At 68.5% G+C, this 15405-nt stretch carries 15 protein-coding genes; 8 read left to right on the top strand and 7 right to left on the bottom strand.

The window, feature by feature from the left end:
- Nucleotides 1–31 precede the first annotated feature (31 nt).
- Complete coding sequence (locus tag RZR99_RS01220; RefSeq protein ID WP_323117891.1) at nucleotides 32–1546, bottom strand: acetyl-CoA hydrolase/transferase family protein; 1515 nt, start codon at nucleotides 1544–1546, stop codon at nucleotides 32–34.
- Nucleotides 1547–1895: 349 nt separating this feature from the next.
- On the opposite strand from RZR99_RS01220, the gene RZR99_RS01215 reads away from it, so the two are divergent.
- Genes RZR99_RS01215 through RZR99_RS01185 form a run of 7 tightly spaced genes read left to right on the top strand, consistent with a single transcriptional unit; the run spans nucleotide 1896 to nucleotide 9119 of the window.
- Nucleotides 1896–2579, top strand: coding sequence for a CDP-alcohol phosphatidyltransferase family protein (locus RZR99_RS01215; protein ID WP_323117890.1), 684 nt, complete (start codon nucleotides 1896–1898; stop codon nucleotides 2577–2579).
- A complete protein-coding gene (locus RZR99_RS01210) occupies nucleotides 2576–3382 on the top strand; it encodes a HalD/BesD family halogenase (RefSeq protein WP_323117889.1) in 807 nt (268 codons plus the stop codon). The genes RZR99_RS01215 and RZR99_RS01210 overlap by 4 nt, the downstream gene beginning before the upstream one ends.
- Nucleotides 3379–4380 carry an HpnL family protein gene (locus tag RZR99_RS01205; RefSeq protein WP_323117888.1) on the top strand — a complete coding sequence of 334 codons (1002 nt, stop codon included), beginning with the start codon at nucleotides 3379–3381 and terminating at the stop codon, nucleotides 4378–4380. Before RZR99_RS01210 ends, RZR99_RS01205 begins: the two co-directional genes overlap by 4 nt.
- 40 nt (nucleotides 4381–4420) lie before the next feature.
- Nucleotides 4421–5185: a phosphocholine cytidylyltransferase family protein gene (locus RZR99_RS01200; RefSeq protein ID WP_323117887.1), complete on the top strand. Its 765-nt coding sequence runs from the start codon at nucleotides 4421–4423 to the stop codon at nucleotides 5183–5185.
- Complete coding sequence (gene aepX, locus RZR99_RS01195) at nucleotides 5182–6870, top strand: phosphoenolpyruvate mutase (protein WP_323117886.1); 1689 nt, start codon at nucleotides 5182–5184, stop codon at nucleotides 6868–6870. Before RZR99_RS01200 ends, aepX begins: the two co-directional genes overlap by 4 nt.
- On the top strand, nucleotides 6867–8039 hold the full coding sequence (gene aepY, locus RZR99_RS01190) for a phosphonopyruvate decarboxylase (protein ID WP_323117885.1): 1173 nt from the start codon (nucleotides 6867–6869) through the stop codon (nucleotides 8037–8039). The genes aepX and aepY overlap by 4 nt, the downstream gene beginning before the upstream one ends.
- Before the next feature lie 12 nt (nucleotides 8040–8051).
- Nucleotides 8052–9119 carry a 2-aminoethylphosphonate aminotransferase gene (locus RZR99_RS01185; RefSeq protein ID WP_323117884.1) on the top strand — a complete coding sequence of 356 codons (1068 nt, stop codon included), beginning with the start codon at nucleotides 8052–8054 and terminating at the stop codon, nucleotides 9117–9119.
- 262 nt (nucleotides 9120–9381) lie between these two features.
- Here RZR99_RS01185 and RZR99_RS01180 read toward each other — a convergent pair whose 3' ends face one another.
- The 4 genes from RZR99_RS01180 to RZR99_RS01165 form a co-directional block, all read right to left on the bottom strand.
- Nucleotides 9382–10146 carry a polysaccharide deacetylase family protein gene (locus RZR99_RS01180; RefSeq protein WP_323117883.1) on the bottom strand — a complete coding sequence of 255 codons (765 nt, stop codon included), beginning with the start codon at nucleotides 10144–10146 and terminating at the stop codon, nucleotides 9382–9384.
- Entirely contained in the window at nucleotides 10143–10703 is a 561-nt protein-coding gene (locus RZR99_RS01175; protein ID WP_323117882.1) for a hypothetical protein, read from the bottom strand. Before RZR99_RS01175 ends, RZR99_RS01180 begins: the two co-directional genes overlap by 4 nt.
- Complete coding sequence (locus RZR99_RS01170) at nucleotides 10703–11854, bottom strand: glycosyltransferase (RefSeq protein WP_323117881.1); 1152 nt, start codon at nucleotides 11852–11854, stop codon at nucleotides 10703–10705. Before RZR99_RS01170 ends, RZR99_RS01175 begins: the two co-directional genes overlap by 1 nt.
- A 442-nt stretch (nucleotides 11855–12296) precedes the next feature.
- The gene (locus tag RZR99_RS01165; protein WP_323117880.1) at nucleotides 12297–13247 is read right to left on the bottom strand and encodes an AraC family transcriptional regulator; all 951 of its coding nucleotides are present in this window, start codon (nucleotides 13245–13247) and stop codon (nucleotides 12297–12299) included.
- Nucleotides 13248–13390: 143 nt separating this feature from the next.
- On the opposite strand from RZR99_RS01165, the gene RZR99_RS01160 reads away from it, so the two are divergent.
- On the top strand, nucleotides 13391–14287 hold the full coding sequence (locus RZR99_RS01160; RefSeq protein WP_323117879.1) for a DMT family transporter: 897 nt from the start codon (nucleotides 13391–13393) through the stop codon (nucleotides 14285–14287).
- A gap of 201 nt (nucleotides 14288–14488) precedes the next feature.
- On the opposite strand, the gene RZR99_RS01155 is transcribed toward RZR99_RS01160, so the two are convergent.
- Both RZR99_RS01155 and RZR99_RS01150 read right to left on the bottom strand, forming a co-directional pair.
- Nucleotides 14489–14833, bottom strand: coding sequence for an HdeA/HdeB family chaperone (locus RZR99_RS01155; protein ID WP_323117878.1), 345 nt, complete (start codon nucleotides 14831–14833; stop codon nucleotides 14489–14491).
- 54 nt (nucleotides 14834–14887) lie between these two features.
- Nucleotides 14888–15160 (bottom strand): hypothetical protein, encoded by a 273-nt coding sequence (locus RZR99_RS01150; protein WP_323117877.1) that lies wholly within the window; start codon nucleotides 15158–15160, stop codon nucleotides 14888–14890.
- Nucleotides 15161–15405 lie beyond the last annotated feature (245 nt).

Genomic DNA, 15405 nt, shown 5'->3' with positions numbered 1-15405 from the left:
GGGCGCGCCCCCCGCCGCGGGCATCCCGGGCTCAGGGCTTCATCGACCCCGTCCTGACGTAGCGTTCGTGCCACGACAGCGCTTCGCCGAGCAGGTGAGGCGTCTGCTTGCCGAAGCTCTCGCGGCTCGCCCGCGCGAAGTAATCGTCGAGCATCGGCCGAAAATCCGGATGCGCGCAGTTCGCGATGATCTTGCGCGCCCGCTGCTTCGGCGACAGGCCGCGCAGATCCGCCAGCCCCTGCTCGGTCACCACCACCGCCACGTCGTGCTCGGTGTGGTCGACGTGGCTCGCCATCGGCACGATCCGCGAGATCGTCCCGCCCTTCGCGGTGCTCGCCGACATGAAGCACGACAAGTAGCTGTTGCGCGCGAAGTCGCCCGAGCCGCCGATACCGTTCTGGATCTTCGTGCCCATCACGTGCGTCGAATTCACGTTGCCGTAGATGTCGGCCTCGATCATCCCGTTCATCGCGATACAGCCGAGACGGCGTACCAGTTCCGGATGGTTGCTGATTTCCTGCGGGCGCAGCACGATCTTGTCGCGGAACCGGTCGATCTCATCGGCGAAGCGTTTCACCGCATCGGGGCTCAGCGACAGCGCCGTGGCGGACGCGAAGCTCAGCGTGCCGCTCTCGAGCAGATCGAGCATGCCGTCCTGGATCACCTCCGTGAACGCCGTCAGCCCCGAGAATCCGCCCGAGCCCAGCTCGGCCAGCACCGCGTTCGTGATGTTGCCGACGCCCGACTGCAGCGGCAGCAGATTCGCCGGCAGCCGGCCGCGCGCGATCTCGTGGCGCAGGAAGTCGATCAGATGGGCGGCGATCTGCCTGGACGTCGCGTCGGGTGCCGAAAACGCATTGCTGCGATCGGGCGCATCGGTCTCCACGATCGCGATGATCTTCTCCGGCGCGCAGCGCAGATACGGCTCGCCGATCCGGTCGCCGCTCGCCGCCAGCGGGATCGGCACGCGGTGCGGCGGCAGCGCGGTGCCGTAGTAGATGTCGTGCATTCCGTCGAGCCCGATCGGCTGGCGCGCGTTCACTTCGAGGATGACCCGCTTCGCCCGGTCGAGCCAGGTCTTGTTGTTGCCGACCGACGCCGACGGGATCAGCAGCCCGTCCTCGCGGATCCCGGCCACCTCCACCACCGCGACGTCCAGTTCGCCGAACAGGCCGAACCACGCATATTGCGCGACGTGGCTCAAGTGGATGTCCTGGTAATCGAGCTCGCCCGCGTTGATCTTGTCGCGAAGGGTCGGATCGGACTGATACGGCAGCCGCATCGAGATGCCGTCGGCGCGCGCCAGCGCGCCATCGAGTTCCGGCGCGGTCGACGCGCCCGTGAGCACGTTGATCCGGAAATCCTCGCCGCGCGCATGCGCGGCGGCGATCCGCGTCGCGAGCGCGGCCGGCACCGCCTTCGGGTAACCGGAGCCGGTGAAGCCGCTCATCGCGACGGTCATATCCGGATCGATCAGGGCGGCCGCCTCGTCGGCGGTGCGGATCAGGGAACGCAGGCGGGGGGCGAGAATACGAGAGGTGGGCATGGCGAATTGTCGAACGGTTGTCTTGGTATCAATCACGACGCGGGCGCCGCGGCAGCTTGTCTCGGGAGCGGCGCGCCACCCCGGCGGCCGGCCCGGCAGGCCCGGCGACGAGGTACGGCCGGAGTATCGCAGAGGCCCGGCCGGCCATAGGACGCGCGCGCTGCAAAACTGCCTTGTTGGATTTGCCGGGTATCCGGTGCGCGGCGCGCGATCCGATCCCGCCCCGATTGTCTCAGCGTTCGCTGCCCATTTTCCGAAAAACCTGGTCCAATCCGCCCTCTGAACCGGTAAAATCAAAGTTTTTGGTCATCAAAAAGCAACAAATTGTAAATCCGTATATATTCCGTCGATGGACCAAAGAACCACCAACAAAATCGCCGTGGAAAGCCCGCCGCCGCGCACCTGGGACGCCCGGCTGGCCCGCTGGCTCGTCACGCCCCTGATCGATACGCCGGTCACGCCGAACCACCTCACCACGCTGCGCCTGCTGATCGGCCTCGCGGGCGCATATTGCCTGGCGCAAGGCGGCTTCGGCTGGATCAACGCGGGCGCGTTCCTGATCGTGCTGTCGAACTTCGTCGACCATACCGACGGCGAACTCGCTCGAATCAGCGGCAAATCCAGCAAGATCGGCCATTTCTACGACCTGGCGAGCGATGCGCTGATCACGGTCGCGCTGTTCGTCAGCATGGGCGCCGGCATCGTCGCGCGGGGCGGCCAGATGATCGCCCACCCGGTGCTGCTCGGCGCGCTCGCCGGCGCGGCCGTCGCGCTGATCTTCTTCCTGCGGATGCGGATCGAGTCGTTCGCCGGCAAGGCCGGCACGAAGCAGGCGTTCGTCGGCGGCTTCGAAACCGAGGACGTGCTGTACCTGCTGCCGCTCGTCACGCTGTTCAACGGCGTCGCGCCGTTCCTGCTGGCCGCGGCGATCGGCGCCCCGCTGTTCGCCGCCTGGGTCGTGATCGACTACTGGCGCATCGTGCGGCGCGGCCATGCGGCCCCTCACTCCACCGAAATCCAAGCTACCAAATGACTACGCGTACCGGAGCCGACTCCGTGCTGGACGCGCCGCCCTCCGCGGCAGCGGGCACGGGGCTCTCCCCCGACCGCGCCGTCGCGTCCCGCGTCGGCCAGCTCGACACTCCCCGTCTCCAACAGGACTTCACGCGCCAGGGCGCGTTCCTGTACCTCGAGGATTTCCTGCCGAAGGAAGCCGCCGCGCGTCTCGCCGACGCGGCGCGCGCGCTGCAGGGCGACCTGAACCGCAATTACCTGCCCGGCCACAAGCAGGGCGGCAGCGTGAGCCGCCATACGATCGACAAGAAGGCGCCGTATATCGCCGAGTTGTACCGCTCGAAAGCGCTGATCGGTTTCCTGGAAAAACTGACGGGCGACACGCTGCAGCCGTCGCCCGACGACGATCCGCACGCTTACGCGCTCTATTACTACACGCGCCCCGGCGACCACATCGGCTGGCACTACGACACGTCGTACTACGACGGCCGCCGCTACACGCTGCTGTTCGGCGTGATCGACGATTCGTCGTGCCGCCTCGACTACGAGCTGCACACCCGCAATCCGGACGTCGCCGACGAACCGGGCTCGGTGCAGATCGCGCACGGCGGCATCGTGTTCTTCGACGGCGACAAGCTGCGCCACCGGATCACGCCGCTCGGCGAGAACGAGATGCGCGTGTCGCTGACGTTCGAATACGTGACCGATCCGGGCATGCGGCCGTGGAAGCGCTTCATCTCGAACATGAAGGACGCGATCGCATACTTCGGCTTCCGCCAGGTGTTCAAGCAGCTGGTGCCGCGCCGCACGTCGGGATCATGACGCGGGCCGGCATGATCCTGCTGTCGATCGGGACAGCCCTGTTCGTTGCACTGCTCGCGTGGCAAGGCTTCGGCGCGGTCGCGTCGACGCTGCTCGCCGCCGGCTGGGGCCTCGCGCTCGTCGCGGCGTTCCACCTGCTGCCGCTCGTGATCGACGCGCGCGCGATCGCCGCGATGTTCCCGCGCGGCACGCCCGGCGCGTCGATGCGCGAGGCGCTGTACGCGCGCTGGGTCGGCGAATCGGTCAACAGCCTGCTGCCCGCCGGGCAGATCGGCGGCCCGGTGCTGATGGTCCGCTACCTCGCGCAGCAAGGCGTGCGGATGCAGGATGCCGCCGCCGCGATCACCGTCAGCACGACGATGCAGGCGCTCGCGCAGTTGCTGTTCGCGCTGGTCGGCATCGCCGCGTTCAGCCTGTATGCGACGCACAGCTCGGTCTCGCATCTGCGCACGCCCGCGCTCGTCGCCACCGCGCTGCTCGCCGTGTTCGCGCTCGCGTTCTACGTCGCGCAGCGGCGCGGCCTGTTCGGACGCGGGCTGCGGCTCGTCTCGAAGGTGCTCGGCCCGCGCGACTGGTCGTCGCTCGCGACCCGCGCCGACGCGATCGACACGGCCGTCGGCGAGTTGTACCGCCGCCGCGACCGGGTCGCGTCCACCTTCTGGCTGAGCTTCGTCGGCTGGGTGGTCGGCACGGGCGAAGTGTGGCTCGCGCTGCATTTCCTCGGCCATCCGGTCAGCTGGCTCGACGCGCTGCTGCTGGAAAGCGTCGGCCAGGCGATCCGGGGCGCCGCTTTCGCGATTCCGGGTTCGCTCGGCGCGCAGGAAGGCGGCTACCTGCTGCTTGCTCCGCTCGTCGGGCTGCCGCCCGAAGCGGCGCTCGCGCTGTCGCTCGCGAAGCGCGCGCGGGAACTCGCGTTCGGCCTGCCCGGCCTTCTGTACCTGCATTTCCGTGAACGAAACTGGCAGCGGCGCCGCGCGCCGCAGCCCATTGCCGACTGATCCGGATCCGGACGGTCGGCCTTAATAGCGTGGAGAATTCATGCGAGCCATCATTCTTGCCGCGGGCCTCGGTTTGCGCCTGCAGCAGCCCCCCGAAGCGCAATTCCCGAAGTGCCTGCTGCGCTTCGACGACGTGTCGCTCCTCGAGCGGCACTTCCGCCTGCTCGACGCGGTCGGCGTCGACGAGGTCGTGCTGGCGCTCGGCTTCCAGTCGGAGAAGGTCGAAGCCGAACTGAAGCGGCTCGGCCGCCGCGCCGACGTCGTGCTGAACCCGCGCTACGACCTCGGCAGCGTGCTGACGGTGCACACCGCCGCGCAGGCCATGACGCGCGGCGGCGACGTCCTGCTGATGGACGCCGACGTGCTGTACGACGACAGCATCCTGCACGCACTGGTCGCCGATCCGCAGCGCGAGATCGACCGCCTGCTGATCGATCGCGACTTCGAGGCGGGCGACGAGCCCGTCAAGCTGTGCGTGAAGAACGGCGTGCCGGTCGAGCTGCGCAAGCAGCTCGCCGTCGATCTCGACTACGACACGATCGGCGAATCCGTCGGCTTCTTCCGCTTCCGCGAGGACACCGCGCGCCGGCTGACCGAGATCGTCGCCGGCTACGTCGACAGCGGCCGCGCCAACCTGCCCCACGAGGAAGCCGTGCGCGACCTGCTGCTCGAAGGCGGCCGCAGCTTCGACATCGCCGATGTCACGGGCGCCCCGTGGATCGAAATCGATTTTCCCAATGACGTCTCGCGCGCGAGCCAGGAAGTGCTGCCGCAGATTCAACGCACCGTAGGAGTGGCACGATGAACGCACGTGAACCCAATTTCACCGAATCGCGCAGCGCGCGCCTGCGCCGGATGCTGGCGAGCAAGGAACTCGAATTCCTGATGGAAGCGCACAACGGCCTGTCCGCGCGGATCGTGCGCGAAGCCGGCTTCAAGGGCATCTGGGCGTCGGGCCTCGCGATCTCCGCGCAATACGGCGTGCGCGACAACAACGAAGCGAGCTGGACCCAGGTGGTCGACACGCTCGAATTCATGGCGGACGCGAGCGACCTGCCGATCCTGCTCGACGGCGACACCGGCTACGGCAACTTCAACAACGTGCGCCGGCTGGTGCGGAAGCTCGAGCAGCGCGGCATCGCCGGCGTGTGCATCGAGGACAAGCAGTTCCCGAAAACCAACAGCTTCATCGACGGCGAGCGCCAGCCGCTCGCCGAGATCGAGGAATTCTGCGGCAAGATCAAGGCCGGCAAGGATTCGCAGAGCGATCCGGATTTCTCGATCGTCGCGCGTGTCGAGGCGCTGATCGCCGGCTGGGGCATGGACGAGGCGCTGCGCCGCGCGAATGCCTACGCGGAAGCCGGCGCCGACGCGATCCTGATCCACAGCAAGCTGTCGCGCCCGGACGAGATCCTCCAGTTCGCACGCGAATGGAGCGGCGCGGCGCCGCTCGTGATCGTCCCGACCAAGTACTACAGCACGCCGACCGACGCGTTCCGCCAGGCCGGCATCAGCACCGTGATCTGGGCGAACCACCTGATCCGCGCGGCCGCGTCGTCGATGCAGGCCGTCGCCCGCGAAATCCACGACAGCGAAACGCTCGTCAACGTCGAGGATCGCGTCGCGACCGTCAACGAAATCTTCCGTCTGCAGGACGCCGACGAGTATTCGGCGGCCGAACGCCTCTACCTGTCGTCGTCGGCGCGCGCGTCGAACGCCGCGCTGGTGCTGGCCGCGAGCCGCGGCGCCGGGCTCGAGGCGGTCACCGAGGACAAGCCGAAGGTCATGCTGCCGATCGCCGGCAAGCCGCTGCTGCGCTGGCTCGTCGACGGCTTCAAGAAACAGGGCGTCAACGACATCACCGTAGTCGGCGGCTATCGCGCCGACGCGATCGATACCTCGGGCGTGAAGCTCGTCGTCAACGAACGCCATGCGGAAACCGGCGAACTCGCGTCGCTCGCGTGCGCGGCCGATCGCCTGACGGGCGACACCGTGATCTCCTACGGCGACCTGCTGTTCCGCAGCTACATCCTGCGCGATCTGGCGGAAAGCGACGCGGAGTTCAGCGTCGTCGTCGATTCGTCGCAAACCCAGCCGTCGAACCAGAGCGTGCGCGACTTCGCGTTCTGCTCCGCCGCCGACGACCGCGGCCTGTTCGGCCAGAAGGCTCATCTGCAGCGCGTGTCGAGCGATGCGCGGCACGGCGAGCCCCACGGCCGCTGGATCGGCCTGCTGAACGTGCGCGGCGCGGGCGTGACCCGCCTGAAGACGATGATCGACACGCTGAAGGCGCGCCCGGATTTCGACACGCTCGACATCCCCGCGCTGCTGAACGCGCTGATCGATGCCGGCGAGAAGATCGAGGTGCAGTACGTGCACGGCCACTGGCGCGGCGTGAACGACCTGGAGGATTTCCGTCGCGCGGGCGATTTCGCGCACGGCCAGACGCCGTTCGCCGAACAGCGCACGGACCACGGGGCGGCGCAATGATCGAAGCGGCACAGTTCGTCGAAGCGGCGCGCGAGCGCGGCTTCGACTGGTACGCGGGCGTGCCCTGCTCGTATCTGACGCCGTTCATCAACTACGTGCTGCAGGATCCGGCACTGCACTACGTGTCGGCGGCGAACGAGGGCGACGCGGTCGCGCTCGTCGCGGGCGCGACGCTCGGCGGCAAGCGCGGCGTCGCGATGATGCAGAACTCGGGGCTCGGCAATGCGGTGAGCCCGCTCACGTCGCTCACCTGGACGTTCCGGCTGCCGCAGTTGCTGATCGTCACGTGGCGCGGCCAGCCCGGCGTGCCCGACGAACCGCAGCACGCGCTGATGGGCCCGATCACGCCCGCCCTGCTCGACACGATGGAAATCCCCTGGGAGACCTTCCCGACCGATCCCGCCGCGATCGGCCCCGCGCTCGATCGCGCGATCGCGCACATGGATGCGACGGGCCGCCCGTACGCGCTCGTGATGCAGAAGGGCAGCGTTGCCCCGTATGAACTGAAGGCGGCCGACGCGCCGGCGCAGCGCGCGCCCGTGGCGCCGCAAGCGACGCAGCGGGCGGCGTCGCCCGCCGCCTGGCCGACCCGCCAGGATGCGCTGCGGCGCGTGATCGCCCGCACCCCGGTGGAATCGACCGTCGTGCTCGCGTCGACCGGGTTCTGCGGCCGCGAGCTTTACGCGCTCGACGATCGTCCGAACCAGCTCTACATGGTCGGCTCGATGGGCTGCGTGACGCCGTTCGCGCTCGGCCTCGCCCTCGCCCGCCCCGACCTGAAGGTCGTCGCGATCGACGGCGACGGCGCGGCGCTGATGCGCATGGGCGCCTTCGCGACGCTCGGCGCCTATGGCCCCGCCAACCTGACCCACGTGCTGCTCGACAACGGCGCGCACGAATCGACGGGCGGCCAGGCCACCGTCTCTCGGCAGGTGTCGTTCGCCGGCGTGGCGGCGGCGTGCGGCTACGCGGCCGCGAGCGAAGGCGACGATCTCGGCGTGATCGACGCGGCGCTCGACGCGGCGCTCGACGCGGCGCCGGCCGACGGCGCCCGTTTCGCGCGCCTGTCGATCCGGACCGGCGTGCCCGACGGCCTGCCCCGCCCGACCGTGACGCCCGTCGAAGTCAAGACGCGCCTGATGCGCCATATCGGCGCGACGCAAGACTGAAGGAGTGTGAAGATGCTGTTGCTCAACCCCGGCCCCGTCACGCTGACGGAACGCGTGCGCAAGAGCCTGCTGCAGCCCGACCTGTGCCACCGTGAAGGCGAGTTCTTCGATCTTCAGGACGAAGCGCGCGATCGGCTCGTCGCGGCGTACGCGCTCGACCCGGCCGAATGGGCCGCCGTGCTGATGACGGGCTCGGGCACCGCCGCCGTCGAAAGCATGATCGCGGCGCTCGTGCCGGAGCACGGCAAGCTGCTCGTGATCGAAAACGGCGTGTACGGCGAGCGCATCACGCAGATCGCCGCCCAGTACCGGATCGCGCACGAGGTGCTGAAGCACGACTGGATGCAGGCGCCCGATCTCGATCGGGTCGCCGCGCGGCTCGATGCCGACCGCGCGTTCACGCATGTCGCGGTGATTCATCACGAAACCACCACCGGCCGCCTGAACGACCTCGACGCGCTGGCCGCCGCGTGCCGCGCGCGCGGCGTGCGGATGCTGGTCGACGGCGTCAGCAGCTTCGGCGCGGAGGCGATCGGCTTCGCCGGCGACGAGATCGACGCGGTGGCCGCCACCGCGAACAAGTGCCTGCACGGCGTGCCCGGCGCGGCGTTCGTGATCGTCCGCAAGCGTGCACTGACGCAGGCGGCCAGCCGTACCTACTACCTCGATCTCGGCCGGCTCGCGAAGCTGCAGGCGCAGCGCAACACGCCGTTCACGCCGTCGGTGCACGCGTATTACGCGCTCGTCGAAGCGCTGCGCGAATTCGACGAGGCGGGCGGCTGGAAAGCCCGCCACGCGCGCTACGCCGCGCTCGCCGAACAGGCCCGCGCGGGGCTCGCCGCGCGCGGGATGGCCAGCGTGCTGCCGGACGACGAGTCGTCGGTCGTGCTGCGCGCGTACCGGCTGCCGGCCGGCGTCAGCTACGAGCAGCTGCACGACGGCCTGAAGGCGCGCGGCTTCGTGATCTACGCGGGCCAGGGCGGCCTCTCGAAGGCGCTGTTCCGGATTTCGACGATGGGCGCGATCGAGCCCGCGGATGTCGACCGGCTGCTGGACGGCTTCAGCGCGCTGACGCGCTGAACCGCCGGGGCGGGCGGCGGCGCGTGGCGCTCGAACGCGAGTCGATGGACGGCAAGCCGCCGGTGTCGGGGCTTGTCGAGCCGCACCGCCGGGCCAGCCCGATGCGACACGCGTCACACGTTCGGCGTTCCGTGCTCGGATCGATCCCTTGCCGGTTTGACCCTCGGGCAACCGGTCGCGCCCTTCCTCCCGCCCTGCCCCCGTTTCCCGCTCCCCATCCGTTCATCCCCGTTGCGCGACACCGCTCGTCGACGTCTCCCGGTTAGCCGCGACGCCGAGCACGCCATCGCGAGCACTTGAACAGCAGGCGAGCCGCGCCGATGCCCCCCGCCACCGGAATCCGCGGCAACGCGAACGGGTCGTCGCGCGCGCCGGCGAGTCCGCGCCGCGTCGTGGTCGCAGTGCGGTATCCGGCTGCCTCGACCTGATCGCGCACCCGCTCGTTCAGGTCGCCGTACGGATAGCAGAAGGATTCGACGCGCCGTTCGCTCAGCGCCTCGAGCCGGCGTTTCGATTCCCGTACCTGCAGGCGGGCCATCCGCTCCGGGACCCGCGACAGCGCGACGTGGTCGAGCGTGTGCGATCCGATCTCGTGCCCATGATCGCGCCATTCGATCATGTCCCCGCTCGACATCAACGGAGAGCCGGCCGAACCGCCGTCCGCGTCCCAGTCGTTCGTGCCGCCGAAGCGGTCGGCAACGAAATAGCACGTCGCGGTAAATCCCAATTCGTCCAGCACCGGCATCGCGTCCGTCAGCACGTTGAGAAAACCGTCGTCGAACGAGATGCCGAACACCTTGCCGCGCCGCTCGCCGCGCAGGTACGGCTGCAACTCGGCCACGCTCAGGCCGCGATAGCCCAGAAGCCTGAACAGCTTCATCTGGCTGCGGAACGCCGCGGGTTCGACGCTCAGCCCGCGCAACGGGTCGCTGCGCGGCGGCAGCGCGCGGATCTGGTGGTACATCAGAATCGGATAGGACATCTCGGACGGCGCCTGCATGAAGGATTCGTTCGACAGCGGCGTCATTCCGCCTTGCGGAAGATCCGCAAGGTCTTGAAGCCGCCGACTTCCGTGAAATCGGCGCGCTCCGCCCATTTCGCGATGATCGGTTCGGCCTGCCGGTAAGCCGACGAGCCGGTGTAGAACAGCAGATGGCCGTTCGGCACGGTATGGCACGCGAACAGGTCGAGCACCTCCTCGTCGGTCTTCGCGCCGTAGCGGCTGTTCGCCTCGTTGCGGAACTCGCAAAGATGGAAGAGCGTGACGACTTCGAAGCGGGGAAGCAGGTCCTGGTTGCTCGTGTAGATGTCGCCGAAGTACGCCAGATAGTGCTTGCTGATCTCCGGCTGCATCGTCACGAGGTCGACGTACGACTTGTACTCCTTCGGCGAGGCGGTGATCCCGAACACCGTGTTGCTCAGGTGGGGCCGCGCGCACTGCTGTCCGACATAGTGATGCCCGCCCGTGCCGAAGTGATAGATGCGCACCTCCTTGAGGCCGCAAGCCTCGAGCCATTCGACGAAATGAACGTCGCACGGGCAATCGTCGACGCGAAGATCCCAGTACTTCTTCCAGATGTTCATTACCATTGCACTGACCTTATCGATGATGTCCGGCGGCTTGCGCCCCTCCGGACCGAACTTTCGTACACAGCCATCGTCGCGTCGACGAACTGTTCAAAGGAGAATTCCCGGCTGCCCTTCAGCCGCGCGTTGCGCCCCATCGATTCGATGAGTCCGGGTTCGCGCGCGATCGCGCACAGGATCGGTTCGATCGCCTCCGGCGCGCGCGCCGGGACGATCCATCCGTCGACGCCGTGCGCGATGTTCTCCGGCAGGCCGCCCACGCGCGACACGATGGCCGGACATCCCATCGACATCGCTTCGCGGCACGCGTAAGACAGACTTTCCCGGTAGGACAGCACGAACGACACGTCGGTGATCGAGAACAGATCCCGCGTGCAGTCGACCCGGCCCGTGAACACGGTTCGCGACGCCATGCCGTGCCGCGCCACGAGCGCGCGCACGTCGTCCGACGGCACTTCGCCGGCCATCAGCACGCGGAACCGCTCGCGCTGCGCGTCGGGCAACCGGCCCAGCGCGGCGATCAGATCCAGCCAGCCTTTCTCGAGGGCCGTGCCGGCGGTGCTGCCGAGCACGATCGCGTCCGCGCCGGCCGGACCGAAACGCGCGATCTTGCGGCGGCGAATCTCGTCGCGGCACAGCGGATCCGACGTCGATGCCCGCACGCCATGCTTGACCACGGTGACGCGCTCGTACGGCGACGCCTGCTCCAGCATGTGCCGGACGTAGTCGCTCACCGCGATGGTGTGCGTCGTCGCGAAACGCGCGCGGAAGCGGTTGCCGAAACTATCGGCGCGGTAGGTGTTGTGCTTCGTGAAGACAATCGCGGGCCGGGTCCGGCAGCCGAGCAGCGCGAACATGACCTGCCGGTGATCCGCCGCCCCGTTCACATGGATGACGTCGAAGCGGGCGGCGTCGATCAGCCGTCTCAGACGGTACAGCTCCTGAAAGAAGTGATTCCAGCGCGGCTTGAACTCCATGCCGACGATCGAAACCCCGAAGCTCTGCCTCAGCAGGCGCGACAGGCGGCTGCCTTCCGGCGACGCGACCGTCACCTGATGCTGCCGGCCCATCTCGGCGGCCAGATCGTGGATGTAGGTATCGTGTCCGCCGCCGAACTCGCCGTGAAAGTTCGTGTAGAGAATATTCATGATGATGAAGCGCTCAAATCCCCTGCCATTGCATTTCGTCAGGAAGCCTTATTAATGGATTCACTCGATTTCGCTCCGACGACCACCCGGATGCATGAAGGCATCCCCGACCCGCCGTCGCGTCTCGCACGCAGCCTGCGGCGGCGATACGAACGCCCACGCATATTACATATCCATTACTGCCGGCAACGTCGACGTCTGCGGAATTTTGTGTGGTTTTGTCTCTTCAGACGAATCGTTGGGGGCGCTTCGTCGTCGGGGAGCGCGGCGCGGCAGGCGCCGCTTGCGCGAGATGCGAGGGGAATGCGCGCCCGGGCCTGAACGGCTTTCGGAGAACGCGCGGAAACGCGGGGCGGCGCAAGCAGGGGGGGTCGCTCACCCCCTCAAACGCGCGACGATCGCCGCGCCGGAGGATGGGCGGCGGCCGGGCCTCCGTGACGGCTCAAGCCGCCTGCAACGCCCGGCGATAGGCGTTCGGTGCCGCGTCGAACAGGTCGCGGAAACGATGGCTGAGGTGAGCGGCGTCGGCATAGCCGCACGCTGCGGCGATCTGCGCGAGCGGCAGCGTCGTCGTGCGCAGCAGCATGCGGGCGCGCGCGAGCCGCTGCTCGGCGATCCACGCATGCGGCGGGCGGCCGAACGACACGCGAAACATGCGCGTGAAGTGGAATTCGGACAGCGCGGCGACGCCCGCCAGTTCTCCGATCGTCATCGGCCGCATCAGGTAGGTGTCGATGTAATCGCGCAATCGGCGCCGCACGGCCGGCGCAAGACCGCCCTTCAGCGCGACACCGGCGCGCGTGACGCTCTGCTCGCGCAGCAGCTGGCTCAGCAATTCGTGCGCGGCCTCGTTCGTACGCAGCCGGCCGTCGACGTCGTCCCACCGTTCGCGTATCAGCAGCCGGCACAGCGCCGCGATGCGCGGATCCTCGAAGTACGTGCGATCGGCGAGCGTCAGCTCGCGCGGCTCGCGGTCCAGCTCGCGCACCGCGCGCTGCGTGAAGTGCTCGGGCAGGAAATAGAGGTGCATGAAATGCATCTCTCCACGCACCCACCAGCGCGATTCGTGGTCGCCCGGCAGTGCGCACAGCCGGCTCGGTCCGCCGTATCCCGGCACTTTCTGGCGTTCGGTCCGGTAGCCGCCGTCGAGATAGCAGGACAGCGTGTGATGGCCCGGCTGCTCGTAGATCGTCTCGGCTTCGTCGGTCACGCGCGTCCACTCGGCGATCGCGAGATGGTCGCCGAGCCACGCGAAGCGCTCGAGCGTCGCATTCGCGTTGCTGAGGGTGCGGCATACCGATTGCAGGCCGAACGGCATGTCGCCCGGCGCGAGCGCGTCGGCCGGCGGCGCGAAGAATCGGGTGCCGGAGGAGTCGGAGATAGGCAGAGGCATGATGCGCCGAGTATAAGCGGACGCGGGCGAGCGTGCCGGCCGCGCCTCGAAAGACCGCAATCCTGGACAATCGCGCGGCGGCAAACCCGGGCACAGTCGCATTCGCGGACCATCCGGTCCCGCTTTCCCATCCGTGAACCGTCATGAATCTGTTTCTCTACGCCGTCACCGTGCTGATCTGGGGCACCACCTGGATCGCGATCAAATGGCAGCTCGGCTCGGTCCCGCCGCCCGTCTCGATCGCCTGGCGCTTCTGGCTGGCCGCCGCCGTGCTGTTCGCGCTGCTGCGCGTGCTGCGCCGCCCCATCCGCCCGCCGCGCGAAGCCTGGCGCTATCTCGTCGCACAGGGCATCACGCTGTTCTGCATCAATTTCCTGTGCTTCTACTACGCGGAGCAGACCGTGCCGAGCGGGCTCGTCGCGGTCGTGTTCTCGCTCGCGCCGCTGCTCAACGCGATCAACGGCCGCCTGTTCCTCGGCCGTCCGCTGCAGCCGTCGGCGCTCCTCGGCGCGCTGCTCGGGCTCGTCGGCATCGGCTGCCTGTTCTTCCAGCAGATGGCGAGCCACCTCGGCGAGCACGCGATCTGGCAAGGTCTGGCGATCGCGCTCGCCGGCACGATGTGCTTCTCCGCGGGCAACCTGCTATCGAGCCGGATGCAGTCGATGGGGCTCCACCCGCTCGCGACCAACGGCTGGGCGATGCTGATCGGCGCCGCCGTGCTGACCGCCGGCAGCGCGCTCGCGGGGCTGCCGTTCACGCTCGATCCGGACCCGCGCTACCTCGGCGCGCTCGTGTATCTGGCCGTGCCGGGGTCGGTGATCGGCTTCACGGCCTACCTGACGCTGGTCGGCCGGATCGGACCGGAGCGCGCCGCCTATTGCACGGTGCTGTTCCCGATCGTCGCGCTGAGCGTATCGACGCTGTTCGAGGGTTACCGATGGTCGCCGCTCGCGGTGCTCGGGCTCGCGCTTGTCGTTGCGGGCAATCTGGTCGCCTTCGACCTGACGGGGCGCCTCGCCCGCCGGCGCGCGACAGCGTGACGGCAACGGCGCGGCCGTCGTGACCGGGCCGCCCGTTCATCGCGCGCCGTCGCTATCTGACGGCGGGGCGCCGGGGCAACGCGCGACATCCGGCGCGCGGTACCGGCGGACGCAACCGGCGGCGCGGGTGGCGCGCCGCGCCGCGATTCCGTTGCGCGGGCCGTCGATGCGGGTCCGCGCCGTGGCGGCCGGCCGTGCGCATCAGTGCGCGTTGTAGATGCTGAGTTTGCCCGTGTGCGCCAGGTCCCGGATCTTGTCGGCGATCCTGACCTTCGGCGTCGCCCGGCACGCCTGCGTGACCTCCTCGGCGACCGGATGCGCGGTGTCGATCGTGATCTGATCGGTTTCGCGCACGCCCAGCTTGTCCACGCCCGTCGCCCAGTAGACGACCGCGGGCTTATACGCGTCCTCGAGCGTCACGAAATCCGCGCACGTCATCTTCGCGGGCGCGATCGTCTTCGCCGTCGACTGCGCGAATGCGACATTGGCCGTCGCGACGCCCACGAGCGCCGCACCCACCACGAGCAGTTTTCCGATCATCTTCATCGTTCTCCTAATGATATGAGCCGGCGCACGCGGCGACGCACGCCGGATTGGCCGCTAAAGGGCGGCTTCCACGATCGCCCGGCCGCGAATGGCCCGCTCGACGAGCTGTTCGCTCTCGACCTTGCGGATCGCATCGTCGAGCATCCCTTCCGGCGCCTCGGTCACGACCTTGAGCATGCCGGACAGACCCCGCACGTCGAGCACCACCAGCGTTTCCATCGAATCCGACCGGCTGACGAGCACCCGGCGCAACGCCGGCCCCGCGCCGAAACTCGCGCAGAGCGAAATCGTCTCGTTGTCGAGCGTGTAGTCGAAGTGTTTGATCATGGTTCCCCGCCGATGCCGAGTGGAGGTCGATGCGCGAAGGCTCGGCGGCAGCCGCCGGCGCCTTCGCGCGCACTGCCGGCCACGCATCGGGGGCTCCGACCCGTTCACCGGCACGGCCATCGTAAGCGCGCTGCATTAACGCAAACTTAAACGACAGCCGGGTGTCCGCCCGCCCGAGCGGGTGCGGGTGCGGGTGCGGGTGCGGGTGCGGGTGCGGGTGCGGGTGCGGGTGCGGGTGCGGGTGC

The sequence above is a fragment of the Burkholderia alba genome (assembly GCF_034721475.1).
In the GTDB taxonomy this organism is placed as follows: domain Bacteria; phylum Pseudomonadota; class Gammaproteobacteria; order Burkholderiales; family Burkholderiaceae; genus Burkholderia; species Burkholderia alba.
Note: the sequence above shows the minus strand (reverse complement) of the source record. Positions and strands in the feature narration are given on the sequence as shown.